The following is a 23,166-nucleotide window of genomic DNA, read 5'->3' as shown; positions in this document are numbered from 1 at the left end:
CGACATCCGCGTGCTCGCAGACCTCGGCTCATCCGTATCTGCCACCTCGAGGCGGCAATGCGGCCGCGAGGGCTCCTCTCTCCGCAATCCGACTTGCGCCGCTTACCGCTTCATCAGGGTTCGCGCGGCCGCAGCTCCATGCACTGCCGCCGCGGGGCGTCGCAGAGACTCGCTGTCAGATCGACACTGCGGGCTCGAAGCGCCAGACCGCGCGCAGGTCGCCGGCGGCGTGGCGAGCGGCGATCTCGGCCGCGACCTGCTCGAGCTCGTCGGCGGGGCGAGGGGCGCCTTCGTAGAACAATCGGCCCTGTCCCTCGGGACCTGGCTCGAACCAGCAGTCGAGGTCGTCGAGGGTGAGGATGTGGCCGCGGCGGAGTCGGAAAACGATGTTCTCTGCAGAGAGGCCGTCGTCGAACTCTTCGCGCAGCTTGCCGATCCGCCGCGCCTCGTCGCTGAGCCCGGCGAGGTCGCCGGCGACCACCGTGTGCAGCTCTCCGAGCGCGCGCAGGCCGTCGATCTCGCCCTCGCCGCCCCAGAAGCGGCCGCGGACGTAGACGTAGGGCGGGGCCATCACGCCGGTGACGCCGGCGATCTGGCGGGCGGCCTGCGGCTGATCGTGCAGGTTCATGCGCCGGAACGGGGCGCCCTCGGCGGTGAACACGGCGCACACGCGATCGGTGGCGGCGTCGCCGGGGTAGCCGAACACGACGACGACGATCGGATCGGACCTGTCCAATGGTTCATCTTGCAGAGCGGCCTCGTCGGCAGGCGGCTCGGGGCGGGCCTCGCTGCGCCCCCCGAGCGCCGCGGCGCGCTCCTGCACCTGCTCGATGAGCTTGCGGCTGGTCTCACGGACACCCTCGGGGAGGTGCTTCTCCGCGATCGATTGCGCCTTGCGCAGCAGATCTCGCAACACGCGAGCGACAGTAACGCGATCGCCGGAGCCCGGCCAGCGCGCGTCGACCACGGACGGACGCGAGATTGGGCGGCGCGGCGCGCAGGGATTTTCGCGCGCGGGCGGGCCGGCCGGTCGAACCCCGCCGCCGCTCGAAGATCCGTGGTATGGGTCTGCCTCGCGCCCGATGTTGCGGCTCACGCTCCACCTCGTGCTCGCGGCCAACTTCGCCGTGAGTCCCGTTGCCGGACCCAAGGACAAGCCCGCGTCCAACTGCCGCAACCCGAGCGCCCTCTACGAAGAGGGCCTCAAGGACTACGATCAGAAGTTCACCAAGGCCGCGATCGAGAAGTTCGAGGCGGCCCACAAGTGCTCGAAGAACCCGCTGATCCTCTACAACATCGGGTTGGCGTACAAGCGGCTCTACGACGCCGAGCAGCAGCCCGAGCTGCTGCACGCGGCCAAGACTGCGCTGGTCGAGTACGTCGACGCGATCGAGAAGGACCCGACGCTCGGCGCGGACCCGGAAGAGGTGAAGCCGGTGCTGGCCGAGATCGACGCCGAGATCGAGCGGATCCGGCCGCCCGAGGTCGAGCCCGAGCCCGAGCCGCCGCCGCCCGCGCCCGAGCCGGTCGACCCCGGCAAGTCGCGCCGGATGCTCGGCATCGGGCTGATGAGCGGCGGTGGTGCGCTGACGGTGGTCGGCGTGGCGGTGAGCGCCGCGTTCGCCAGCAAGGGCGCCAGGCTGCACGACCAGCTCAACGGTGAGGGCGGGGTCTACGACCAGCTCGAGATGGGCGGCTGCGGCCTCTCGCCGATGGATGACGGGCCGGACGCCGACACGATGATCTGCGACGGCCTCCGCGGCAAGCGCGAGGACCTCAAGGCCGACGGCGTGCGCGCCAACGGGGTGGCGTTCGGGATGATGGCGGTGGGCGTCGTCGGCCTCGGCCTCATCATCGGCGGCGCGGTGGCGTTCGCCCAGGGCAAGCGGGCCACTGCCGAGTGGGAGACGAGCCAGCGCGCCCGCGTCCGCGTCCTGCCGACCATGGGCGGGCTGCTGCTGCAGGGCCGCTTCTAGGCCGGACCGCCGACGCGCCGGCGAACGTTGCCGCGTGCGGTCGGGACAGAGCCGCGAGCGGCGAACGAAGGGCATGCACAAACGGACATGTCCACTGCGACATGCCGCATCGAGCATGTCCGTTCGGGCATGCCCCCCGCACGGTGATCAGTCGCGGCGCGGCGGCGCTTCGTGCGGCGATTCGCCGCGCGGCAGGAGCAGGGTGAAGCGGGAGCCGCGGCCCAGCTCGCTGTCGACCAGGATGTCGCCGCCGAGCAGGCGGGCGAAGCGGCGGCTGATGGCGAGGCCGAGGCCGGTGCCGCCGTAGCCGTGGCGCGGGTCGTGGACCTGCGAGAACTCGCGGAACAGCAGCGACAGCTTGTCGGCGGCGATGCCGATGCCGGTGTCGGCGACGCGGAAGGCGAGGAACTCGCGGTCGCCCTCGCGGGCCACCCGTACCGCCAGCTCGACCTCGCCGCGGGCGGTGAACTTGATCGCGTTGCTGAGCAGGTTGAGCAAGATCTGGCGCAGCTTGGTCGCGTCGGTCGTGATGTCCCCGAGGCCAGACTCGAGCGCCAGCCGCCAGCGCAGCGGCTTGCCGCGCAGCTGCGAGCGCACGGCAGCCTCCATCTCCTCGGCCAGCGGCGCGACGGCGACCGGCTCGCGCCGCAGCTGCGGGACGCCGGCGTCGAGGCGCGCGAGGTCGAGGATGTCGTCGATGACGGCGACGAGGTGGCGACCCGAGCGATCGACCGTCTGGATGTCGGGCAGCAGGCGGCCGAGGCCGGCGGCGGTGGCCTCCTCGCGCAGCAGCTCGGCGCAGCCGAGGATCGCGTTCAGCGGGGTGCGCAGCTCGTGGCCCATGTTGGCGAGGAAGACGTCCTTGGCGCGGGCGAAGGTGACGGCCTCGTCTCGCGCGCGGGCGAGGTCGGCCCGTTGCTCGGCGAGCTCGCGCTCGCGGCGATCGAGCTCGAGGCGCGCCGCCGCCTGGCGCGCCAGGGCCTGCAGGCCGCGCCGCTGATCCTCGCCGAAGCGGCGCGGGACGACGTCGAGGACGCACAGGACGCCGAGCGCCCGGCCGCCCTCGCCGGGCAAGGGGGCGGCCGCGAGGGCGCGCAGGCGCGGGCCGGCGGCCACCAGCGGGTGCGCGGCGAACCGCGGATCGCCGGCGAGATCGCCGTGCTCGAGCGGCTCGACGCGCTCGAGCACGGATGTACAAAAGGACAGGTAGTGCGCCGCGTCGGCGACGTCGAGGCCGACGCCCGCCTCGAAGCGCGAAGACCCGTCGTCGGCGAGGGCGAGGAGGACGATCGGGGCGCCCAGCAGCGTGGCGGCCAGGCGCGTGAGATCGACGAAGGCCTGCTCGCGCGCCGAGCCGACGGGCGCACGCTCCGGCGCGACCGATCGCTGGGCCTCGAGTTCAGACGACACGACCAACTCCACGGCTCTACGATACTCGCCGTCGCGAGCCCAGCAAGCCCGTCTTCATCGCCATCTCCGCGTACGGCTGTCCGCGGCCAGTTGTTCGAGCGTTCGAGCGAGCGAACGATCGATCGAACGCTGTCGCCGCTGTCAGAACTTGCCGAGGCGCAGGCCGAGAGTGCCGGTCAAACCGCTGAGAATGCGGTCGCTCGGGCCGCTCCACGGCTGGGCGACGGCGAAGCGATAGCCGCCGGAGAGCACCAGCCGCAGCACGCGAGTCAGCGCGAACGACAGGCCGAGCTCGGGTTCGGCGACGAACATCGCGGCTCGATTGACGCAGCGGTCGAGCCGCTCGTCGTTGAGGCAGACCCGTCCACCGCCGATGAGGGCGCCGATTTGGAGCGAAAAGAATCGGACCTGCAGCAACGCGACGGCCAGCGTGATGCCGGCGTACTGGGTCCGCATGTTGAAGGTGCGGTCGTCGGTCCGCTGGGCCGGGAGCGGGGTGGCGAGGGCCGTGCCGGCGGCGCCGAACATGAAGCGCTCGTTGACGATGACCGCGAAGTCGGCGCCGAGCATCAGTCCGGGCGAGCGTCCGAAGCCGGTCAGCTTGAACGTGGGGGCGATGTAGGCGCCGACCTTCGAGCCGCGGACGATCAGCGGCTGGCCCTCGGTCCACAGCGGCCCGCGCTTCGGCTCGCCCTTGGCCTTGTCTGGCTTTGGGGACATGTTCTCCGGAGCAGGTCCCGAAGGCCCGGTCGCGGCGGGCACCGCGGGGGTGGCGACGCCGGCCTCGGGCGGCTGCCAGGCCGGGACGCTGGCCGGCTGGGTGAGATCGGGCGGGTTGCCCTGGATCGGCGCGGTCGCGGGCATCGGCGCCAGCTCGGCGCTGCCGCTGCTGCTGACGTGCGGCGAGGGCGGGGCCTGGACCCCCGCGGCCGCGCTCGCCGGGACAGACAGGAGCGCGAGCGTTGCGAGCAGGGCTGTGACGCGAGAGGCCATGGCGTGGGGATACTGTTGCAGGGCCGGCCCGACGAGGCAATCGCCGGACGGACGGCGGGCGAGCTTGCCGGCCGGGGCCACCGCGGGCAAGATCGGCCCGTGCGCATCCCCGCCGCGCCCGCATTGTCCGCCTCGGCCGCGCTGCTCGCGTGCACGCCCGAGCCCGCGAGCACGGTCGAGATGCGCCAGACCGTGGTCGAGGTGGTCGACCAGGGCCGCGCGATGGCGATCGAGAACGCGGTGGTCGCCCTGGTCGGCACCGTCGATCCCGACGACGAGCTCACCGACATCGCCGACACCGTCGCGGCCGGCGTGGCCATGGTGACGCCGTGCGCGGCGATCAGCCGCCCCGGAGCGGTGGCGCTGCGGATCTGGTTCGGCAGCAAGGACACGCCGTGCCCCTACGCCGGGATCGGACTCAGCGGGACGATGCGGGTGGTGTACACGCGGCCGGACGGCCACGGCCTGCTGGCCTCGATCTACTACGAGCCGCTGCGCGGCGACTCGACGCTGCTCGACGGCTTCTCGCAGCTGACGTGGGCCGCCGACGGCAGCCAGCGCCTGGTGACAGAGATCCGCGTCGACACCACCACGGAGCGACAGGTGGAGATCCAGTCGGATCGACTGCTGTCCCGCGTCGACGACGCGCTCAAGGTCGAGGGCTGGCGCCGCTGGCAGACGCTCATGGGCCGCTGGGACGCCGACCTCGCCGCGTTGCTGCTGGCGTCCGACGAGTTCATGCCGCACGAGGGCCTGGCCGCCGTGCAGACACCCTTCGGCCACACCATCGTGCTCGACTTCACGCACGAGGCCGGCACCCCGGCGCAGGTGCGCGCCAACGGCGGCCGCCGCGATCGCCTGTTCGAGGTCACCGACGAGGGCGACGTGATCGACGCGGGCGACGGCTAGGGCGGGGGTGGTCGATCGAGCATGCCGCTACTGGCATGCGTGAAGGGGCATGTGCGAAGGGACATGTTCTTTGGAACATGCGTAAAGGGACATGTTCTTCGGAACATGTCCCCACACGTCTTCACGGATCCGGTCAGCGCAGCAGGACGGGCCAGATCAGGGCGGTCTGGATCGGGTCGTCGCGCAGGGCGTCGAGCTGGGCGAGGACGCCGGAGACGGCCGCGACGCCGCCCTGGCCGAGGGCGGCGGCGATGCCGGCGACGAGGTCGTGGTCGACGGCGGCGCGGATCAGGCCCGGGCTGGTGTCGAAGCCCTCGACGATGTCCTTGATCGTCGGCTCGGGCGGGTAGACCTCGAGCGCGACCTCGGGGCCGATGCCGCTCAGCTTGCGGGCCTCGGCGAGCGCCTCGGTGAGGCCGCCGAGCTCGTCGACGAGGCCGCGCTCCTTGGCCGCGGCGCCGGTCCAGACCCGGCCCTGGGCCATCACGTGGACCTCCTCCGGCGACTTGCCGCGGCCGCTGGCGACGCGGCCGAGGAAGACCTTGTAGATCTCCTCCATCGTCGCCAGCACGCTGGCCCGCTCGCCCTCGGTCCACGGGGTCATCGACGACCACATCGCGGCCCGCTTGCCCCTGGTGATCGGGAAGGTGCGGATGCCGACCTTCTCGAGCATGCCCTCGAGGGCGATCTTGCCGCCGACCACGCCGATCGAGCCGGTGAGGGTGTTGGCGAGGGCGAAGATCTTGGTCGCGCCGCACGAGATGTAGTAGCCGCCCGACGCGGCCACGCCGCCCATCGAGACGACGATCGGCTTCTTCTCCTTGGCCCGCTGGAGCGCGCGCCAGATCTGCTCCGAGGCCATCGCGCTGCCGCCGCCCGAGTCGACGCGCAGGAGGATCGCGGCGACGTTGGCGTCGTCGGCGAGGTTGTCGATCGCGGCGGCGAGGGTGCGGCCGGCGATCTGGTGGCGCGCGCCCAGGGTGCCCTGGCCGCGGCCGTCGATGATGCCGCCGAGCGCGTAGACGAGGGCGATGTGCGGCTCCTTGGGCCGCTTGGGCGGGACGAGGCCGAGGAAGGTCTGCAGCTTCTCCATGTCGAAGCCGCCGCCGCTCGGGCTGTCCTTGAGCTTGACCTGCTTCCACGCGGCGCCGCTGGTGTGCTGGGTCCGGAAGTCCTCGTAGGTGGCGACGCTGTCGACGAGGCCGGCGGCCAGCGCCCCGTCGCTGGTGAACAGCGCCTGGTCGATCCGCTCCGCGACTGTCTCGGGGGACAGCTTGCGGCCGGCGGCGATCCCCGCCTGCATGGTCTGGTAGGCCTGGTCGATCACGGCCGTCAGCGTCTCGCGCATCTCCCTCGACGGCTCGGGGCGCGTCAGCGGCTCGGCCGCGCCCTTGAAGGCGCCGACGTGGACGAAGTCGGGGACGACGCCGAGCTTGTCGAGGAGGCCGCGCAGGTGCAGCGGCATGGCCATGGGGCCGGGGATCACGACCTCGCCGACGGGCTGGACGCCGACGGCGTCGCAGGCGCTCATCAGGTAGTAGACGGCGTTGGTCGGGGTGTCGGCGTGACAGACGAGCTTGCGCTTGCCCTCGGCCTTGAAGGCGAGGAAGGCGCCGCGGACCTCCTCGGCGGTGGCCATGTCGAGGCCGACGTCGGTAAACCGGACCAAAAGGCCCTGGACGTTGGCGTCGGCGGCCAGGCGATCGAGGCGCTGCAGCAGGGCGTGGAGCTCGATGACGGCGCCGCCGCCGAACAGCGACATGGGCGCGAGCTCGCCGATCTCGCCGGTGAGATCGAGGGTGAGCCAGTGCGGCTTGGTGGCGTCGAAGCCGGGCGACTGACGCGGCGGGTCGTAGGGGCCGGGGGCGTCGAGCTTGTCGGCGAGCATGCTGCTCAGCGGGCCGAGGTTGGCGAGCGGGCCGGCCGGGGCGGCGGGGGCCGAGGCGGGCGCGACGTCCCGCTTGTCGGTGGTCTCGGGGGGCGGAGACTGGCCGGGTTGGCGGTCGCCGCGGCAGGCGGTGGCGCACAGGACGGCGAGGCTGAGCAGGGCGGTGGTGGCTCGCGTGACGCGCAAGGGGTTTCCTCCGGGCGATGTGGACCCGGGCCGGGCCCGCGAGGTGTCGCGAGCGAACGGCTGGGCGGGTCGCTTCCGCGCAAGTATCCTCCCGGCACCCGTCCATGCAAAGTCCCGCGTCCGAGCTGGTCCCGCGGCCTCAGGGCCCCGAACTCCTCGCCGATCTGGCGACGCTGGTGCCCGATCCGAACCGGCTGTGCGTGGCCTATGCGAGCCTCATGCAGGTGCAGGAGGGCCGCACGCGGCAGGGTCGGCCGTACTTCGATCTGGTGGTGAGCGACGCCGCGCGGACCATCGCCGCCAAGATCTGGGACGACGCGCCCGAGGCGATGGAGGCGGCCAAGGCGGCCCGGCGCGGGCAGGCGGTCAAGCTGCTGTTCCGCGTCGAGCAGTACCAGGGGGCGCTGCAGCTCAACGTCCGCAAGCTCCGCGGGGCCCAGGACGAAGACGACGGCTACGCGCCGGCGCGGGTGTTCGGCGAGGGCTTCGAGCAGGTCGCCGGCAAGCTGTGCCGCACTCTGGTGTTCGACCTCGAGACGGTGCCGGCGCACGACCCCGCGACGATGCCGAGCAGCGTGGTCGAGGCGATCCGTCGCCACGCGACGCGCGAGGGCTGCGAGCCGGAGCTGGTGATGAGCCTGTCGCCGCTGTTCGGGCAGATCGTGTCGCTGGCGTTCATGGACGGCGACGACCTCGACAGCGAGGTGTGGGCGCTGGGTGTGCCGCCGGGCGGCGATCCGCGGCGCCTGGTCGGCGAGGTGCCGCCGTGGCTGCAGCTGGTCAGCGAGCGCGAGCTGTTGCAGGCGTTCTGGCTGCTGGCGGCGCAGGCCGAGGTGGTCGTCAGCTACAACGGGCGCAACTTCGACGTGCCGTTCCTGCTCGGCCGCAGCCTGATCCACGAGGTGCCGGCGCGGGTCGACCTGCTCGGCAGCCCGTACAGCGTGCGGCCGCACCTCGACCTGTACCGCATGGTCGCTACCGGTCGCTCGGTCGGGCCGGCCTCGCTCGACGCGGTCTGCTGGGCGCTCGGGGTCGAGAGCCCGAAGGACGGGATGAGCGGGGCCGACGTCGCCCCGGCCTACGCGCGCGGCGAGCTGGGCGCGATCGCCACGTACAACCGCGGCGACGTGCGCGCGACCGCCAGCGTGTACCAGCGCGTGCGCGACAACGTGCTGCGGTTCCGCGAGGACTGGTGAGGCGAAGACAGGACATGTCCCCGCGGACATGTCATGACGACGCTCTAGACCTTGAAGCCGAGGTTTCGGTTCGTAGGGACATGCTCTTTCGGGCATGTGCTGGAGGGCATGCTCGAAAGAGCATGCCCTCAGGGCCAGGTCAGCCGAACACCACGCGGAAGCGGCACTTCTTGCCCGCTTGCAGGCGCAGGCCCTGGTCGCCGACCAGATCCGGGGTGAGGAGGTGGGCCGGGTCGGTGACGGGTTCGCCGTTGAGCTTGACGGCGCCGGCGGCGATCCGCTCGCGGGCCTCTCGCTTGGACTTGAAGGCCTCGATCTCGGGGTGGGTGACGAGGTCGACCAGGCGGATCTCGGGGCCGGGGACGGTGACGAGCGGGACGGCGCTCCAGTCCTCGCTGCTGCCGAAGGCCTGCTCGCTGGCCCGCTTCGACCGCTCGGCCTCGTCCAAACCGTGCAGCAGGGCGGTGGCCTCGTAGGCGAGGCGGGCCTTGGCGGCGTTGAGGGCGGCGCCGCCCTCGGCGGTGAGCGCCTCGATCTCGGCGACGGGGACGTCGGTGAAGGTCTTGAGCAGGCGGGTGACGTCGCGGTCGTCGCAGCCGATCCAGGACTGGTAGTACTCGAACGGGCTCAGCCGCTGGGGGTCGAGCCAGACCGCGCCGCGCTCCGTCTTGCCCATCTTGCGGCCGTCGTTGGTGAGGAGCAGCGGCAAGGTGAGGACGTGGGCGGCGTTGGGCTGGCCCTCGGGGGTCATGCGCCGGATCAGCTCGATGCCGGCGACCATGTTGCCCCACTGGTCCGAGCCGCCGAACTGCAAGGTGCAGCCGTGGTGGCGGAACAGGTGCAGGAAGTCGTAGGCCTGCAGCAGCTGGTAGTTGAACTCGAGGAAGCTGAGCGGGATCTCGGCGTCGAGGCGGTCGCGGTAGGTCTTGACCGCGATCATGCGGTTGACCGTGAAGTGGCGGCCGATGTCGCGCAGGAACTCGATGTACTTGAGCCCCAGCAGCCAGTCGGCGTTGTTGAGCAGGATCGCGTCGTTGGGCCGGCCGCTGTCGAAGTGGAGGAAGCGGCCGAGCTGGGCCCTGAGCGCGGCCGCGTTGGTGGCGACGTCCTCGGGCGTCAGCAGCTTGCGCGTCTCCATCTTGCCGGAGGGGTCGCCGATCATGCCGGTGCCGCCGCCGACGATGATGATCGGCCGGTGCCCCGCGCGCTGCAGGGTCCGCATGCCCATGATCTGGACCAGGTGGCCGACGTGTAGCGAGGAGCCGGTCGGGTCGTAGCCGACGTAGAAGGTGACCATGCCGCTGTCCATGGCGGCGTCGATGGCCTGGAAGTCGCTGGCCTGTTCGAAGTAGCCGCGCTCGAGCATGCGCTGGAGGGCGGCGGAGCGGGGCGGCTGCGGCGGGGTGGCGTTCATGGCGTTCACGCGGTCGGTGGTTCGTCGAGGCTGTCGCCGGCGACCTCGCTGGCGGCCAGGCGTTGCTCGTGCTGATCGAGGGCGAGGCGCAGGCCGAGCAGGCGCTCGTGGACCTTGCGGCGGAACCGCTGGTGCAGGTCCTTCTCGCGGAACAGCTCGTCGGCGATCTGCATGGCGACGAGCAGGGCGATCCGCTGGGCGTTGGCGGCGTTGTTGATCCGCTTGCTGCCGCTGCCGCTCAGGAGCTGCAGGTGGCCGTCGACGAACTCGGCCAGCTGCTGGACGTAGTCGGGCCCCTCGTCGCTGCGGATCGTGAGCGTCTGCCCGGCGATCTCGACCTGGACCGAGCGCTTCATGGCTGACCTTGAGCCTCGGCCAGCCGGTCGGCCTCGTCGCTGGCGCGCAGGGCGGCGATCACGTCGTCGATGTCGCCGTCCATGAAGTCGCCGATCGCGTGCCGCGTGAGGCCGATCCGATGGTCGCTGACGCGGTCCTGCGGGAAGTTGTAGGTGCGGATCTTCTCGCTGCGATCGCCGGTGCCGACCTGGCTGCGGCGGTGCGCGGCCCGCTCGGCCTGGACGCGCTGGATCTCGCGGTCGAGCAGGCGCGCCCGCAGGAGCTTCATCGCCAGCTCGCGGTTCTTGGTCTGCGACTTCTCCTGCATGCAGTGCACCGCCAGCCCGGTGGGGATGTGGGTGATCCGCACGGCCGAGTCGGTGGTGTTGACGCTCTGACCGCCGGCCCCGGAGGCGCGCATGAACTGCACCTCGAGGTCCTTGGGGTTGATCTGGACGTCGACCTCCTCGGCCTCGGGCATGATGGCGACGGTCGCCGTGGAGGTGTGGATCCGGCCCTGCGCCTCGGTGGCCGGGACGCGCTGCACGCGGTGGACGCCGCTCTCGAACTTGAGGAGGGCGTAGACGTCCCGGCCGTGGATCATGGCCGAGATCTCGCGGAAGCCGCCGGCGCCGGCCTCGCTGATGCTGAGCGGCTCGACGCTCCAGCGCTGCCGCTCGGCGAAGCGGATGTACATGCGCCACAGGTCGGCGGCGAACAGCGCGGCCTCCTCGCCGCCGGTGCCGGCCCGGATCTCGAGCACGACGTCGCGGCTGTCGTTGGGATCCTTGGGCAGAAGCAGCTTCTGTAGCTCGCCCTCCAGCTCGGCCCGCTGCTGCTTGAGATCGCGCAGGTCGCTTTCGGCCATGTCCCGAAGGTCAGGGTCGGCGAGCAGCTCATCGGCGTCGCGGGTGCGCGCCTCGAGCTCGCGGTAGCGGGCGACGGCGGCGGCGATGGGGGCGATCTCGGCGTGCTCACGCGAGAGGGCCAGCAGGCGGGTCTTGTCCTGCGCGATCTCGGGGGCGCAGAGCATGACGCCCAGCTCTTCGTGACGCTCGGCGATGCTCTCTAGCTTGGCGCGCAGGGCAGGGTCCATGGCGAGCGCGCGACGCTAGCACCAGGGCCCGGGGGGCTCAAGGCCCACGCCGCCGCGACCGGCGCCGCGAGGCGGCATCACGAGCGCGACGCTGTAAACCACGGCCGGCGGCGAGCACACGCGCGGGACGGGCCCGATGCGGCGCTGTCGACCACGGCCGGCGGCGAGCCCACGCGCCGGACCGGCCCAAGCGGGCCGGATCCGCCGGAGCACGGCCGCGGAAGGAGGCCGGGCGCCGGAGACGGACCGTCGGGTGCGGCAGGATGCCGATGCGCCGCCGGCAGGAGGCCGATGCGCCGGACCGCACGCGAGCCGCGAGCGCCCTTGCCTCCCGGCCGGGCCGCGCGCTATCCGTGTGCGCGCCATGCTCCACGCCGACCGCTGGGCCGCCCGTTACGGCTTTCTCCGCGAGCTGTGGGCCGGCCGCAGCCGCGTGCTCGCCGACCCCGCGCTCGAGGCGGCGCTGCGCGGGGCGAAGGCGTTGCCGGCCCCGTTCGCGGCGCTGCTCGCCGAGCTGCTCCCGGGTGGCGGCAATCAGGCGTGGCTGCTCGCGCACGAGGCGAGGCCGGGGACCGGGCGGGGCCGCACGGGCCCGCGGGTGGCCGAATTCGACGCGTTCGAGGAGCTGCTGGCCGAGGCGCCGTGGCAGGTGGCGATCGTCGACCTGGCGCGCCACTTCGTCGACACGGCCAGCCTGTCCCGGTTCGCGGCGCGGGCCCAGAGCCGGCTCGAGAACCGCCTCGAGACGCGGGCGTTCCGCCTGCTGACGGCGCTCGCCGAGGGCGCCGAGGCCGGACGCGTGGTGGTGGTGAGCGCCCCGGGCGAGGCCGCCGGGGGGCTCGAGCTGGGTCTGTTCCAGGAGCTGGTGACGCAGCACTTCCCGCGGGCGCGGATCTACGCGCTGGCCCTGACCCGCGCGGCCAGCGTGATCGACTGCGGCGAGGTGACCAGCGACGAGGTCGAGGACGAGGAGGCCGACGACCGCGGCCCGGTGCCGTTGGCCTTCGACAACAGCCTCGGCGAGGACGTGGGCTTCGAGTGCCTGATCGCGGTGGTCGGGGCGCGCGACGTGCCCCGCGGGGTGACGCTGCTCGAGCTGCCCCCGACCGGGGCCCCCGCGGAGCCGCCGCCGCGGCCGGAGCGAGCCCGGCCGGAGCGGGCCCGCGACGAGGAGAGCGAGTCGCTGCGCGGGCAGCTGGCGCAGGCCCGGCGGCAGATCGAGCTGGCGAGCATCGCTCGGCAGTCGCTGGTGGAGCAGCTCGACGCAGCGCAGGGCCGCATCGACGCGCTCGAGGACCAGCTCGCGGGGCGCGCGCCGGCGCCGGCGAAGGCGAGCGAGCCCGACGAGGAGGGGCCTCAGCGGATCGACGCGGCGGCGGCAGCGCTGCAGAGCGCCCGCTGGGAGCTCGAGCAGCTGCAAGGCGAGCTGCGGAGGGTCACGGCGCGGCCCGTGGACGAGCTGGAGCGGTCGTTGGCGGCCGCCCAGGCCCGCCTGGGGGCGCTGCACGCCTGCGCCGCGCAGGCCGACGCGTTGGCGCAGCGGGCCGGCGCGGACGAGGCGCTGGCGGGCGAGCTGCAGACCCTCCGCGACCGTCTGCTCGAGCTCGCCGGGCCTCCGGTGAGCCCGACCGACGGGGCCGCGTAGGCGTCGCTCGCCGACCGGGCGCCGCTGCGACATGGTTGCCGGGGCCGGGCGCGCCGGACTATTCTGGCCGAGGCGCGCTGGTGACCCAGACCGGCGCACCTCACCGTACGGCCGCAACCACGTCTGCGCTTGACCACCGCGGATTTCGGGCCGGTCACGGCTGTGCGCATCGACCCATCACCCCCCTAGAGCGGAAGCGACTTAGCCATGCGAGTTTCCCCCGACGCGCCGATCCCCGACTGGTCGGCCCTTGAAACCTCTTTTGAGCACAACGCCCCGGACCACCACGCCTACCTCGATCTGCAGAACGGGCAGGTGGTGACCATCAACGACACCCGCCCGGAGGACGAGGAGAAGCGGCAGCAGATCGCGCGCTCGACCGGGCGCTTCGTCCACCTCGACCCGGCGTCGTCGCGCGAGCAGTACCGCTGGATGGAGCGCTTCGTCGCCTCGGTGGAAGATCCCGCGCTGCGCGAGCGGCTGACGCTGGCGATAGACGGCAAGGGCGCGTTCCGTCGCTTCAAGGACGTGTTGCTGTCGTACCCGGTCGAGCGCGACCGGTGGTTCTCGTACCGCGCCAATCTGCTGCACATCTACATCGACGGCTGGCTGGCCAATCAGGACATCGTGCTCGGCGCGTACCCGCCGTGGGGCAAGCCGGAGGATCCGCCGGAGCCGAACATCCCGCTCGAGAAGCCGGCGAGCGAGCGCGCGCCGGGGCCGTCGGAGACGCTGCGTAGGACCGCGCGCGATCTCATCGATCGCCTGCCCGCGATCGAGCTGCCGGCGGCGATCGCCTATCTGCAGTACCTGCTCGACAAGCAGCCTTCGGTCCACCACGAGCCGACCACGTGATCCGTCCGATCGAGCTGTCCCTTGCGACATCTCCGGCGCGACGCTTCACCCGCTTCATCGGCGTGGCTCTCGGCGGCGGCCGCGGCAAGACGACCGCGGTCGCGCGGCTCGAGCGCGTCGACGAGGAGGGCGAGAGGCCGCGCGTGCGCCTGGCCGAGGCTCGCCTCCGTCACGGCCACCGCGGCAGCGGCGAGGAGGGCGGCGAGGGCGGCGGCGATCCGCTGTTCCGCGACGAGGTGCTCGTCGCGTACCTGCAGCGCTGGACGTCGGACGACACTGTGGTGGCGATCGACGCGCCGCTGACGTTGCCGCCGTGCATCCGCTGTCCGCTGGCCTGTCCCGGAGTACAGGCGTGCACCGTGCCGGTGGTGGCGTGGATGCGGCGGCACGCGCCGGCCTTGCACGCGGCGCGGCGCTCGGACCCGGGCAAGCCGGCGGTCACGCCCTACACGCAGCGGGCGGTCGACGTCCTGCTGACGCACGTCGGGCTGTCGCCGCGCGAGTCGCTGGGGCAGGGCATGGGGCCGCTGGCGGCGCGGGCCGCCTATCTGCGGCGGGTCTTGTCGCCGCTGCTGCGGTTGCACGAGAACCTGATCGAGGTCCATCCGCCGGCGACCGTGACGCGGCTGTTCGGGGCCGAGGTCGAGCGCCGGCACCGGCGCAGCGACAGCGAGCAGGCGTGGGAGCTGCGCAAGCGGATGCTGACGGCGCTCGACTCGTGCCTCGCGTTCGACTTCGTCTGGCCCGAGGTTGTGGTCCGCAGCCCGCACGTGTTCGACGCGGTCATCGCCGGCCTCACGGCGTTCTTGTGGGCGCATCAGGCCTGGCAGGGCCCGCTCGATCTACAACCGGCGCAGCCTGCGGTCGCCAGCGAGTCTGTCACACCCGATCCCCTGCGGGCCGCGATCGCAGGGCTCGAGGATCGCTGGCTCGAAGACGGCTGGATCTGGGTCCCGCCCGCTCCTGGAGGCGGACGCGTGTGATTCTGCACGATTTGGCGCAGACCCGCGGCTGTCACGGGCCGTTGCTTCCCGTGCTTGCCTGCGATGCGCCGCCAGGTGCACAGTAGACAGGCTACAGGCCCTCGGACCCCAGACGCATGCGAGACCCGGCCCACGGCAGCGACTTCACTCCCGACGAGCTCGATCTTTTGGAGGACGCGCTCGAGTGGATGGAAGATCCCGCGCGCCGCGCCGACCTCGAGGCGATGCCCGCGCCGCTGCGCCAGCGCGCCGACGAGTACGCGTCGATCCTGGCGATGACGCGCGAGGCGATGCCCGAGGAGGACGTGGAGCCGGGCGTGCTCGACGGCATCCTCGCCGAGGCTCGACGAGCGGCGCCACCGCCGGCGCCGGCCGCGGATCCGGGCCCGAGCTTGTGGGAGAGGCTCCGGCGCTCGTTCCTGCTGCCGGGTGTGGCGCTGGCCGGCACCGCGGCGTTGCTCCTGTGGGTGGCGCGGCCGATCGACGAGGCCGGGCCGTCGATCCGCGAAGAAGCAGCCTCTGCGCCTGCGCCCGCGCCTGCGGCTCCGGAGGCCGCCCCCGAGCTGCGAGCCGCGGAAGAAGCGGCTGACCGTAAGGACATGTCCCCGCCGACAGACGTACCCAAGGCGGAGGCGCCGGCCGAGGTCGCGCCGGCGCCGGCCGCCGACGCAGCGAGCGTGCCGGGGGCGATCGAGCAGGAAGCGACGTCGCCCGCGGCGAAGGCCGCCCGCGGCGGGGCGCCGGCGAAGAAGAAGGTGATGGACGTCGACGCGGGGCCGCTGCCGGGCCTCGGCGTGCCGGAGGAGCAGCGCGTCGACGCCGACAAGGAGTCCGTCCGCGACCAGCTCGAGAGCGGCGACCGGGCCCGCAACAAGGGCCGCTGCGACCTCGCCGAGGCCGAGTACGCGGCGGTCGCCAACAGCAACGGGCCCGCGGCCGAGCGCGCGCGCGCCCTCGCCGGGTTGGGCCTGTGTCGTGAAGCCAACGGCAAGTCCGCCGACGCCGAGCGCTACTTCGACGCGGCGCGCTCGCTCGACGCCGGCGTGGAGCGCTGGATCGGCGAGGCCGAGGGCGTGAAGAAGAAGGCCGTCAAGGCGGCCAAGCCCAAGGCCGAGGGGCTGTAGGCCGAGGCTGTCGGTCTCGCCGGCGTGAGGCGAGGCCGAGGTGGTGAAGAAGGCCGTAAAGGCGGCGAGGAAGCCAGGGCTGTAGGCCGAGGCTGTCCTGCAAGACAGTAGTAGTCGTCGGTGTGAGGCGTGAGCTCGGCGGCGGGGCCGAAGGATGACGAAGAAGGCCGTGAAGGCGGCGAAGCCAGGGTCTACGGGCTGGAGGACGAGGCTGTCCTGAGGGACAGTCGGTAGTCGCCGTCGTGATGCGGGGCCGAGGCGGACAAGGCCGAGCGAGCCTGTCCTGGAGGGCGGTCGGTCGTCGCCGATCTGGAGGACAGGTCGCTTGGGCAAGGTCCCTGGAAGCATGCTCCGAGGGACATGTCCGCGAGGACCTGTCAGTCGACGTCGACGGCGAAGTCGACGCCGACGCTGGGGCCGTCGTAGCTCGGGAAGCGGTGGTCGTAGACGGCCTTGCGGGCGCACGGGACGATGCCCCACACGTTCAGGCGCGCGGGGGCCTTGACCGACACGCTCTCGACCTTGCCCGAGGGCATGAGGCGCAGCTGGATCGCCAGGCGGCCGCTGCCGACGTCGCCGTAGCGGCTCGCAGTGACCACGCAGTCGGTGATCTTCGGCGTGATCTTGGCGAAGTGCTGGTCGAGGACCCGCTCGTTCGGTCGCTCGCTGCCGGCCTCGAGATCGATCGTCTGGGCCTTGTCGTTGGAGAACTGGGGGATCTTGCGGTCGTCGACGGGGACGAACGGGGGCAGCTTGTCGGCCGGAGGCTCGGCCTCCTCGACCTCGTCGTCGGGGGGGGCCGCCGGTTCGGCGCCGCCGGCCACGGCCGAGCCCGCCGTGGTCCGGCGCACACGCTTCTTCTTGCGCCGCTTTTTCTTCTTCTTGCCGTCCTCGGCGACGGGGGGCGCGACCGGGGCGTCGGCGACGCACTGGCCCTCGACGCAGGTGCTCCCAGGCCCGCAAGGGGCCGCGCAATCGGGCTTCGGCGCGGGTTCGCACGCGAACGAGGCGACCAGCACCAGCGCGGCGAGGCGGGCGAGGCGGGCGCCGGGCGGATGCTCACCCATGGGTTTTGCATGATGCCGGCCAGAGCGGCGCGGTTCAAGCTCACGATCCGAGATCTGGCCCGCGGCCAGGCGACCATGGCAGCGTGCGCGCCGTGTCCACGGTGCCCTCCCGAGAGCTCGCTTCGTTCGCCAACCCGCGCCCCGGGCGCGACTACGAGATCCGCTTCGAATGCCCTGAATTCACCTGTCTGTGCCCGATGACGGGCCAGCCGGACTTCGCCACGATCCGGATCCGCTACCGCCCGCGGGCGCGCTGCGTGGAGCTCAAGAGCCTCAAGCTGTACCTGTGGTCGTTCCGGGACACCGGGGCGTTTCATGAGGCGGTCACCAACCAGATCCTCGACGATCTGGTCGCGGTCCTGGACCCCGAGTCGCTCGAGGTCGAGGGCGACTTCCTGGTCCGCGGCGGGATCCACACGGTCGTGCGAGCCCGCCACGTCGGCGCGCCGCAGCCGGGCTGAAAGCGGCCGGCGGGCGTGATAACGTCCGCCCGGACTCGCTGCCATGCCCATGTTCTCGACCCTCGCCGGCGCCCTGATCGCTCTCCTCCTCGACGGTCCCTTCAACTACGAGTTCTCGCGCGTCACCGACGAGAAGGGTCAGGCGCACGTCCTCCTGCGGGCCAACGAAGACCTGCAGTCGATGGAGGTGACGATCACCGGCGACCGCCAGACGATCCGCAAGAAGATCCCGGGGCTCAAGGCCGGCAAGGAGTTCAAGATCGTCTGGACTCAGAACGGCGACAACTCGGCCTACGAGATGGCCATCGTGTCGTCGGCGGGCGAGGCCAGCGCCAACTTCGAGGTCGCCCGCGGGGCCGGCAAGCCCTCCGGTGGAGGCGGCGGCGGAGGCGGCGGCGGAGCGGCGGGCAAGGTCACCGCGATGGCGACCGCGGCCGACATCCTCTACGACCACAAGGTCGCGTACACGACCAGCTTCGAGGTCAGCGGCTACGAGTTCAAGGTCTACAACACCGACGGCGACGTGATCCACAACGACGTGGGCACCGGCGGCTGGAAGGCCAACGAGCGCATCGAGCTCAAGTGGGACACGACCGACGACGTGTTCCTGGTCAAGGTCCGGTTCGAAGGCGCGCAGGGCCAGTACGGCGAGCACATCCTGGCGCCGATGGCGATCGAGATCCCCCACACCGAGGTCGTGTTCGACAGCGGCAAGGCGATCATCCGCGGCGAGCAGGCGCCCAAGATCGACGAGGCGGCGGCGGTGGCGATGCACAAGCTGGCGGCCGTCGAGAACGCGAAGAAGGCCGTCGGCAACGCGCTCGAGGGCGCCGGCTACGTGCCCAAGCTGTTCATCGCCGGCTACACCGACACGGTGGGCAAGCCGGGCGACAATCAAAAGCTGTCGGAGGGCCGCGCCCGGGCGATCGCAGAGCGCTTCCACGAGAAGGGCGTGTGGTCCGAGATCTACTACACGGGCATGGGCGAGAAGGGCCTCAAGGTCCAGACCCCCGACTCGTTCGACGAGGAGAAGAACCGCCGCGCGGTCTATGTCATCAGCTTCCAGCCGCCGACCGGGCCGTGGTTCCCGTCGCCGGGGGCGTGGAAGAAGGTCGCCAACGCGCGCCCGCGCCCGGCCGAGCTGCCTCCGTACCCCGAGAAGTGGAAGGAGCACGAGGACAACAAGCGCTACGGGAAGCCGGACGGCGGGTCGTCGTCCGGCGACAGCAGCGGCGGCGGCAGCACCAGCGATTCGTCGTCCGGCGGCGACGACGGCTCCGGCACGTCCAGCAGCGGCGGCTCGGGCGGCGAGCCGTACCTCGGCTCGGCCGAAGGCCCGCCCGAGGTCGGCGGCGAGCCGGGCGCGAGCAAGAAGGGCTGCAGCGTGACGGCAGAGCCGACGCCCGGAGCGACGATCCTGCTGCTCGCGGGGCTGCTGACGCTCCGCCGCCGCCGCGGCCGCGCGGCGTGAGGCGCCGTTCGTCGATCGCGGCCCTGTCCGCTCGCAGCGGTCGAGTGCGAGGTAGGGTGCCGAGGTGGGCCGGCTCGCGACGGCGGAGGTCGGTCCATGTTGGCCGTCCGTCCTGGCGGCGCCCGGAGCCCCGCGGTGGGACGGGATGAAGCCTGGCGGGGCCGCAGGTCCATCGTGGTGGGGTTTCCGAGGACGCGTCGACACGGTCGGTGGGTCGACGCGCCGAGGTCGCGAGGATGGTGCCGATGCATGGACGAGGTCCCGGATCGCGCGGCGTCGCACCGAAGCATGTGTGGGTCGGCGGGCCGGGAGCAGCGCACATGCACGATGTGCGAGGCGGTCCGCGTCGTGGCGATCGAGCCGCGACGAGGCGCGGCCGATGCAGCGAGAAAGGCGATGCAGAGGCTCGCCACGCCGTGAATTCGACGGTTCGGCCGAGGTGGCCTTTGGGACCTGCGCCACGCGGCAGGTGCCTACGCGCAGCCCGTGATCGATGAAGTGGTTGCAGGCCGACGAACGTGTTCCAGACTTGCGCCGCAGAAGGAGTGAGAGCATGGCGCGTAGCGAGCGGACGAAGCAGAGTGGAACGGCACGGGCCGGGGCGAAAGCACGCAAGGCGGCTCCGGCCAAGACCGGGGCGAAGGCGAGGGCAGGGAGCCCCGCGGTGAAGAGCAAGGCCACGACCGGCCGGGCGACGAGCAAGCCCGCCGCGCGCACGGGCAAGCAGGCCGCCGCGCCCGCTTCGAAGTCGCGCAGCGAGGCGGCCAAGAAGGGCTGGGAGACCCGTCGCCGCCGCGCCGCCAAGGCGTCGCCGCAGACCTCCCGCAAGGCCCCCGTCAGCACAGGCAAGGCGAAGAAGACCCGGGCCCGCTAGTTAGGATGTCCTTCGGGACATGTCCTGTAGGACGCTTCGAGTGGGTGACCAGGCGAGCACACGAGACCGCGTGTGCTCGGCCTGAACCCCTCGGCGGACGAGCACACGAGACCGCGTGTGCTCGGCCTGAACATCTGGCGGACGAGCACACGAGACCTCGTGTGCTCGGCCGGGAGCACGAAGCAGGCGAGCGCACGAGGCCCGGTGCGCTCGGCCTGAACCCCTCGGCGGACGAGCATACAAGGTGTGCTCGGCCGCGATTACCAGCAGGCGAGCGCACGAGGCCCGGTGCGCTCGGCCTGAACCATCTGGCGGACGAGCAGACGAGACCGCGTGTGCTCGGCCGCGAGCACGAAGCAGGCGAGCGCACGAAGCCCGGTGCGCTCGACCTGAACCCCAGCGGCCGAGCACACAAGACCGCGTGTGCTCGGCCGCGATCGCGACGCGGGCGAGCGCACGAGGCCCAGATCGCCTGTGCCCGCCCTGAGACACGCCCAGGACGAGCGCACGAGTGCGGTCGTCTTGAACGATGCTGAGGCGAGTGCACGAGAATCCGTGCGGTCGTCTTGAACGATGCCGAGAGCGAGTGTATGCGACCGCGTGCGCCCGGCCGTCATCACGAAGCAGGCGAGCGCACGAGGTTGTTGCGCGCGTCCGGGAGCACGAAGCAGGCGAGGCGCCCGGCCCGGTGCGCTCGGCCTGAACCGTGTCGCGGTTGAGGGTATGCGACCGCGTGCGCTGGCCCCGGGCTCCGCCGCGGGCGAGTGCACGAGACGCGTGCGCTCGCCCTGCACCACACCCAGGAGGAGGGCACGAGGCCGCATGGGCGGCTCGCTCGAGGTCGTGACTCACGGGGCTCACGGCGCCTTGGGCCTCGTAGCCCGACGCGCCTCGTCGGGAGGCTGCGGACTCGACCAGGGCACGGGCCCTGGCCACGCCGCGCAGCCTTGCTCGTCTCACGACCTCGCGTTCACGCGAGCTGGCCTTCGGGACAGGAGCTCTGCAGGCAGTGCTGCAGCCCGTGCTTGAGGCTGCCAGTGGCGGGCAGGCGGGCCAGCTCGGGGCTGAAGGCGACGAGCTGGGCGACGGCGTCGGAGTTGACGCCGGACAGCACGCAGGCGGCTCCGAGGCGGCGGACCGCGTGGGCGATCTGGGCGATCGACTCCGCGTTGACGGCGTCGATCGCCTCGAGCGCTTGCAGGTCGAGCACCACCCAGGCGGCCTGTTGCCGCGAGATGGCCTCCGCGAGGCCGCCGATGGTCGCGGCCTGGCGGTCGGCGTCGAGGTGCCCGATCAGCGGCACCGCGAGGACGCTGTCCCAGATCTCGAGCACCGGGGAAGTGAGGCGGGCGATCTCTTGCCGCTGCGCGTGGATCACCGACATCTTGTGCAGGAGGTCGCGCTCGGCGGTGCGGCGGCGGTCGGTCTCGAGCGCGAGCGTCACGGCGTCGGCGAGCGAGGCGACGAACGCCAGCTCGTCGTCGGTCCACGTGCGTGGGTCGCCGATGTACTCGCAGCAGAGCACGCCCGACAGGCCGCCGCGCGAGCGGATCGGGGCGTCGAGGGTGGCCGACACGCCGTGCCGGCGAAAATAAATGGCCGCGAATTCGCGGGTGCGCGGGTCGGTCTGCGCGTCCGAGGCGTCCAGCACGCGGGTGGTCGCCAGGGTGGCAAAATAGATCGGGAAGTCGCAGCGGTAGAGGATGGCGCCGGACGAGTGCGCAGATGTCGCCACGTCGTAGATGTCGGCGCACTCCAGCGCAGAGGCGTCGGGGGTGAAGAACCACACTCCAGAGCGGTGGATCTTGAGGATGTCGACGGCGGTCTCCGTGATCCGCCTGAGCGCGGTGGTGAGGTCGACGTCCGGCCGCTCGCGGTCGCGGGACAGCTCGAGCAGGGCGCTCAGCTGGCGGGCGAGGTTCTTGTTGTCGGCCGGCTCATCGCCGCCGCACATCAGCTCGGCGAGCACCCGCGCTCTGGCCCGGTCCGGGTCCTCGGCGATGCGCGCGGCTGCGGCGATCCGCGCGGCGCGGTCGAGCAGATTCATGCTTCCCCTCCATAGCGAAGTATGACCGGCAACACTGGGCGGGCGAGCGGCGGGGCCGCCGGATCTGCATCACATGTCTGGAAGGACAGATCGCCGGCGGCCGCGGCGCTGGCAGTTTCGCCGCCAGATCGACGATCGGTCTCGGCCGCGGGTCACTCGAAGGTGACGATGAAGACTTCTTGTTCGCCGTCGGTGCCGGCGGCGCCGGTGGTGGCGCTGTCGTCTCCGCGGCGTGCGCGGCGGATCTCCACCTCGCTGCGGTAGCCGAGCGCCTCGACGGCGTTGACGACCGTCTGAAACAGCGGGCGTCCGGGATCGGCGAGGACGATCCGGCCGCCCGGGCGGCACAGGCGGGCCAGGGCCGGGGCGACATGTCCCGCGAGACCTGCCTCGTACGCCACGTCGCTGGCCAGCACGACGTCGGCGGTGCCGAGCGCGGCGACCAGGGCGTCCGGGTCGGCGACGTCGCCCGGGTGATAGGCGATCACCGCGTCGTTGAGGGCGGCGTTGCGGCGCAGCAGGGCGAGCACGTCGGGGTGGGCGTCGCAGGCGAGGACGTGGGCGCCGAGGCGGGCGGCGACCAGGGCCGGCAGGCCGAGGCCGCAGCCGACCTCGATGACGCGGCGGCCGCGGACCAGGGCCGGTCGCTCGCCGAGGTGGGCCGCGAGGGCGCGGCCGGCCGGCCACAGGGTGCCGAAGTAGGGGACCAGGCGGAGCGCCTCGGCGTCGTCCATGCTGCGGCCGACCTCGTCGCACAGGGCGTCGATGGCGGCGTCGAGGCTGGCGACGACGTCGAGCTCGACGACGACGCCGCCGCACAGCTCGCGGGTGCGGCGCATGGGGTAGGCGAAGCGGTCGCCCGAAAGGACAGGAGTGGGTTCGGGGCGGGTCATCGGTCGGAGGTGAGGACGAGATCGGCGAACTGTCCGCGGCGGTCGGGGCTGCCCGAAAGGACAGGTATTGGTTCGGGGCGGATCATCGGGTAGCCCGAAAGGACAGGTTCTGGGCGGATCATCAGGGGAGGGTGAGGACGAGCTCGCCGAACTGTTCGCGGCGGTCGAGGTGTCCTGAGAGGACAGGTTCTGGGCGGGTCATCAGGGGAGGGGTAGGACGAGCGCGCCGAACGGACGGGTGGTCGAGCCTGACCGAAAGGACAGGTGGGGAGGCGGGTCGGTCGGTCGAAGGGGAGGACGCGCGTGCGAGGTCGCCGAACGGACAGGTTCTGGGCGGGTCAT

At 72.1% G+C, this 23,166-nt stretch carries 21 protein-coding genes; 10 read left to right on the top strand and 11 right to left on the bottom strand.

What is annotated here, in order from left to right:
• Positions 1 to 175: 175 nt before the first annotated feature.
• A complete protein-coding gene (locus O0S08_RS25425) occupies positions 176 to 916 on the bottom strand; it encodes a hypothetical protein (protein ID WP_269041840.1) in 741 nt (246 codons plus the stop codon).
• A gap of 166 nt (positions 917 to 1,082) precedes the next feature.
• Here O0S08_RS25425 and O0S08_RS25420 point away from each other — a divergent pair, with 166 nt between their 5' ends.
• Positions 1,083 to 1,976 carry a hypothetical protein gene (locus O0S08_RS25420; protein ID WP_269041839.1) on the top strand — a complete coding sequence of 298 codons (894 nt, stop codon included), beginning with the start codon at positions 1,083 to 1,085 and terminating at the stop codon, positions 1,974 to 1,976.
• A 147-nt stretch (positions 1,977 to 2,123) separates the two neighbouring features.
• Here the strand turns inward: O0S08_RS25420 and O0S08_RS25415 are convergent, their stop codons facing one another.
• Together O0S08_RS25415 and O0S08_RS25410 are read right to left on the bottom strand one after the other, a co-directional pair.
• Entirely contained in the window at positions 2,124 to 3,398 is a 1,275-nt protein-coding gene (locus O0S08_RS25415; protein ID WP_269041838.1) for a GAF domain-containing sensor histidine kinase, read from the bottom strand.
• A gap of 129 nt (positions 3,399 to 3,527) precedes the next feature.
• Entirely contained in the window at positions 3,528 to 4,379 is an 852-nt protein-coding gene (locus O0S08_RS25410) for a hypothetical protein (RefSeq protein WP_269041837.1), read from the bottom strand.
• 99 nt (positions 4,380 to 4,478) lie between these two features.
• Between O0S08_RS25410 and O0S08_RS25405 the strand changes: the two genes are divergently transcribed.
• Complete coding sequence (locus tag O0S08_RS25405) at positions 4,479 to 5,288, top strand: hypothetical protein (RefSeq protein WP_269041836.1); 810 nt, start codon at positions 4,479 to 4,481, stop codon at positions 5,286 to 5,288.
• A gap of 133 nt (positions 5,289 to 5,421) precedes the next feature.
• On the opposite strand, the gene sppA is transcribed toward O0S08_RS25405, so the two are convergent.
• Positions 5,422 to 7,362, bottom strand: coding sequence for a signal peptide peptidase SppA (sppA, locus tag O0S08_RS25400; RefSeq protein WP_269041835.1), 1,941 nt, complete (start codon positions 7,360 to 7,362; stop codon positions 5,422 to 5,424).
• A 104-nt stretch (positions 7,363 to 7,466) separates the two neighbouring features.
• On the opposite strand from sppA, the gene O0S08_RS25395 reads away from it, so the two are divergent.
• Positions 7,467 to 8,558, top strand: a complete 1,092-nt coding sequence (locus O0S08_RS25395; RefSeq protein WP_269041834.1) for a ribonuclease H-like domain-containing protein — start codon at positions 7,467 to 7,469, stop codon at positions 8,556 to 8,558.
• A 139-nt stretch (positions 8,559 to 8,697) separates the two neighbouring features.
• Here O0S08_RS25395 and tyrS read toward each other — a convergent pair whose 3' ends face one another.
• From tyrS to prfA, 3 genes are read right to left on the bottom strand one after another with little or no spacing between them, the layout of a single operon-like run.
• Positions 8,698 to 9,972, bottom strand: coding sequence for a tyrosine--tRNA ligase (gene tyrS, locus O0S08_RS25390; RefSeq protein WP_269041833.1), 1,275 nt, complete (start codon positions 9,970 to 9,972; stop codon positions 8,698 to 8,700).
• 5 nt (positions 9,973 to 9,977) lie between these two features.
• Complete coding sequence (locus tag O0S08_RS25385; protein WP_269041832.1) at positions 9,978 to 10,328, bottom strand: cell division protein ZapA; 351 nt, start codon at positions 10,326 to 10,328, stop codon at positions 9,978 to 9,980.
• Positions 10,325 to 11,404 carry a peptide chain release factor 1 gene (gene prfA / locus O0S08_RS25380; protein WP_269041831.1) on the bottom strand — a complete coding sequence of 360 codons (1,080 nt, stop codon included), beginning with the start codon at positions 11,402 to 11,404 and terminating at the stop codon, positions 10,325 to 10,327. The genes O0S08_RS25385 and prfA overlap by 4 nt, the downstream gene beginning before the upstream one ends.
• Positions 11,405 to 11,768: 364 nt before the next feature.
• Between prfA and O0S08_RS25375 the strand changes: the two genes are divergently transcribed.
• The 4 genes from O0S08_RS25375 (at position 11,769) to O0S08_RS25360 (ending at position 16,011) form a co-directional block, all read left to right on the top strand.
• Complete coding sequence (locus O0S08_RS25375) at positions 11,769 to 13,049, top strand: hypothetical protein (protein WP_269041830.1); 1,281 nt, start codon at positions 11,769 to 11,771, stop codon at positions 13,047 to 13,049.
• 207 nt (positions 13,050 to 13,256) lie between these two features.
• Positions 13,257 to 13,904 (top strand): UPF0158 family protein, encoded by a 648-nt coding sequence (locus tag O0S08_RS25370; RefSeq protein WP_269041829.1) that lies wholly within the window; start codon positions 13,257 to 13,259, stop codon positions 13,902 to 13,904.
• Positions 13,901 to 14,887, top strand: coding sequence for a DUF429 domain-containing protein (locus tag O0S08_RS25365; RefSeq protein ID WP_269041828.1), 987 nt, complete (start codon positions 13,901 to 13,903; stop codon positions 14,885 to 14,887). The genes O0S08_RS25370 and O0S08_RS25365 overlap by 4 nt, the downstream gene beginning before the upstream one ends.
• Positions 14,888 to 15,003: 116 nt before the next feature.
• The gene (locus tag O0S08_RS25360; protein WP_269041827.1) at positions 15,004 to 16,011 is read left to right on the top strand and encodes a hypothetical protein; all 1,008 of its coding nucleotides are present in this window, start codon (positions 15,004 to 15,006) and stop codon (positions 16,009 to 16,011) included.
• Positions 16,012 to 16,388: 377 nt separating this feature from the next.
• Here O0S08_RS25360 and O0S08_RS25355 read toward each other — a convergent pair whose 3' ends face one another.
• Positions 16,389 to 17,078 (bottom strand): hypothetical protein, encoded by a 690-nt coding sequence (locus O0S08_RS25355; RefSeq protein WP_269041826.1) that lies wholly within the window; start codon positions 17,076 to 17,078, stop codon positions 16,389 to 16,391.
• Between the two features lie 92 nt (positions 17,079 to 17,170).
• On the opposite strand from O0S08_RS25355, the gene queF reads away from it, so the two are divergent.
• The 3 genes from queF (at position 17,171) to O0S08_RS25340 (ending at position 19,884) form a co-directional block, all read left to right on the top strand.
• Complete coding sequence (gene queF, locus O0S08_RS25350) at positions 17,171 to 17,539, top strand: preQ(1) synthase (RefSeq protein ID WP_269041871.1); 369 nt, start codon at positions 17,171 to 17,173, stop codon at positions 17,537 to 17,539.
• A 43-nt stretch (positions 17,540 to 17,582) separates the two neighbouring features.
• On the top strand, positions 17,583 to 19,010 hold the full coding sequence (locus tag O0S08_RS25345; protein ID WP_269041825.1) for an OmpA family protein: 1,428 nt from the start codon (positions 17,583 to 17,585) through the stop codon (positions 19,008 to 19,010).
• A gap of 664 nt (positions 19,011 to 19,674) precedes the next feature.
• A complete protein-coding gene (locus tag O0S08_RS25340; RefSeq protein ID WP_269041824.1) occupies positions 19,675 to 19,884 on the top strand; it encodes a hypothetical protein in 210 nt (69 codons plus the stop codon).
• 970 nt (positions 19,885 to 20,854) lie between these two features.
• Here the strand turns inward: O0S08_RS25340 and O0S08_RS25335 are convergent.
• From O0S08_RS25335 to O0S08_RS25325, 3 genes are all read right to left on the bottom strand, one after another.
• Positions 20,855 to 21,931 carry a GAF domain-containing protein gene (locus O0S08_RS25335; RefSeq protein WP_269041823.1) on the bottom strand — a complete coding sequence of 359 codons (1,077 nt, stop codon included), beginning with the start codon at positions 21,929 to 21,931 and terminating at the stop codon, positions 20,855 to 20,857.
• A 152-nt stretch (positions 21,932 to 22,083) separates the two neighbouring features.
• Positions 22,084 to 22,824 (bottom strand): class I SAM-dependent methyltransferase, encoded by a 741-nt coding sequence (locus O0S08_RS25330; RefSeq protein WP_269041822.1) that lies wholly within the window; start codon positions 22,822 to 22,824, stop codon positions 22,084 to 22,086.
• On the bottom strand, positions 22,821 to 22,946 hold the full coding sequence (locus tag O0S08_RS25325; protein ID WP_269041821.1) for a hypothetical protein: 126 nt from the start codon (positions 22,944 to 22,946) through the stop codon (positions 22,821 to 22,823). The genes O0S08_RS25330 and O0S08_RS25325 overlap by 4 nt, the downstream gene beginning before the upstream one ends.
• Positions 22,947 to 23,166 lie beyond the last annotated feature (220 nt).

Origin of the sequence: Nannocystis punicea (assembly GCF_026965555.1) — a bacterium.
In the GTDB taxonomy this organism is placed as follows: domain Bacteria; phylum Myxococcota_A; class Polyangia; order Nannocystales; family Nannocystaceae; genus Nannocystis; species Nannocystis punicea.
The sequence above is the reverse complement of the archived record's forward strand: the minus strand, read 5'-3'. Positions and strand labels throughout refer to the sequence as shown.

Coding starts and splice junctions, on each gene's coding strand:
- tyrS (WP_269041833.1), bottom strand. CDS start 9,972: ATGAACGCCACCCCGCCGCAGCCGCCCCGCTCCGCCGCCCTCCAGCGC.
- O0S08_RS25420 (WP_269041839.1), top strand. CDS start 1,083: ATGTTGCGGCTCACGCTCCACCTCGTGCTCGCGGCCAACTTCGCCGTG.
- O0S08_RS25375 (WP_269041830.1), top strand. CDS start 11,769: ATGCTCCACGCCGACCGCTGGGCCGCCCGTTACGGCTTTCTCCGCGAG.
- O0S08_RS25325 (WP_269041821.1), bottom strand. CDS start 22,946: ATGATCCGCCCAGAACCTGTCCTTTCGGGCTACCCGATGATCCGCCCC.
- O0S08_RS25330 (WP_269041822.1), bottom strand. CDS start 22,824: ATGACCCGCCCCGAACCCACTCCTGTCCTTTCGGGCGACCGCTTCGCC.
- O0S08_RS25335 (WP_269041823.1), bottom strand. CDS start 21,931: ATGAATCTGCTCGACCGCGCCGCGCGGATCGCCGCAGCCGCGCGCATC.
- O0S08_RS25385 (WP_269041832.1), bottom strand. CDS start 10,328: ATGAAGCGCTCGGTCCAGGTCGAGATCGCCGGGCAGACGCTCACGATC.
- O0S08_RS25410 (WP_269041837.1), bottom strand. CDS start 4,379: ATGGCCTCTCGCGTCACAGCCCTGCTCGCAACGCTCGCGCTCCTGTCT.
- O0S08_RS25355 (WP_269041826.1), bottom strand. CDS start 17,078: ATGGGTGAGCATCCGCCCGGCGCCCGCCTCGCCCGCCTCGCCGCGCTG.
- O0S08_RS25360 (WP_269041827.1), top strand. CDS start 15,004: ATGCGAGACCCGGCCCACGGCAGCGACTTCACTCCCGACGAGCTCGAT.
- O0S08_RS25345 (WP_269041825.1), top strand. CDS start 17,583: ATGCCCATGTTCTCGACCCTCGCCGGCGCCCTGATCGCTCTCCTCCTC.
- O0S08_RS25370 (WP_269041829.1), top strand. CDS start 13,257: ATGCGAGTTTCCCCCGACGCGCCGATCCCCGACTGGTCGGCCCTTGAA.
- prfA (WP_269041831.1), bottom strand. CDS start 11,404: ATGGACCCTGCCCTGCGCGCCAAGCTAGAGAGCATCGCCGAGCGTCAC.
- O0S08_RS25395 (WP_269041834.1), top strand. CDS start 7,467: ATGCAAAGTCCCGCGTCCGAGCTGGTCCCGCGGCCTCAGGGCCCCGAA.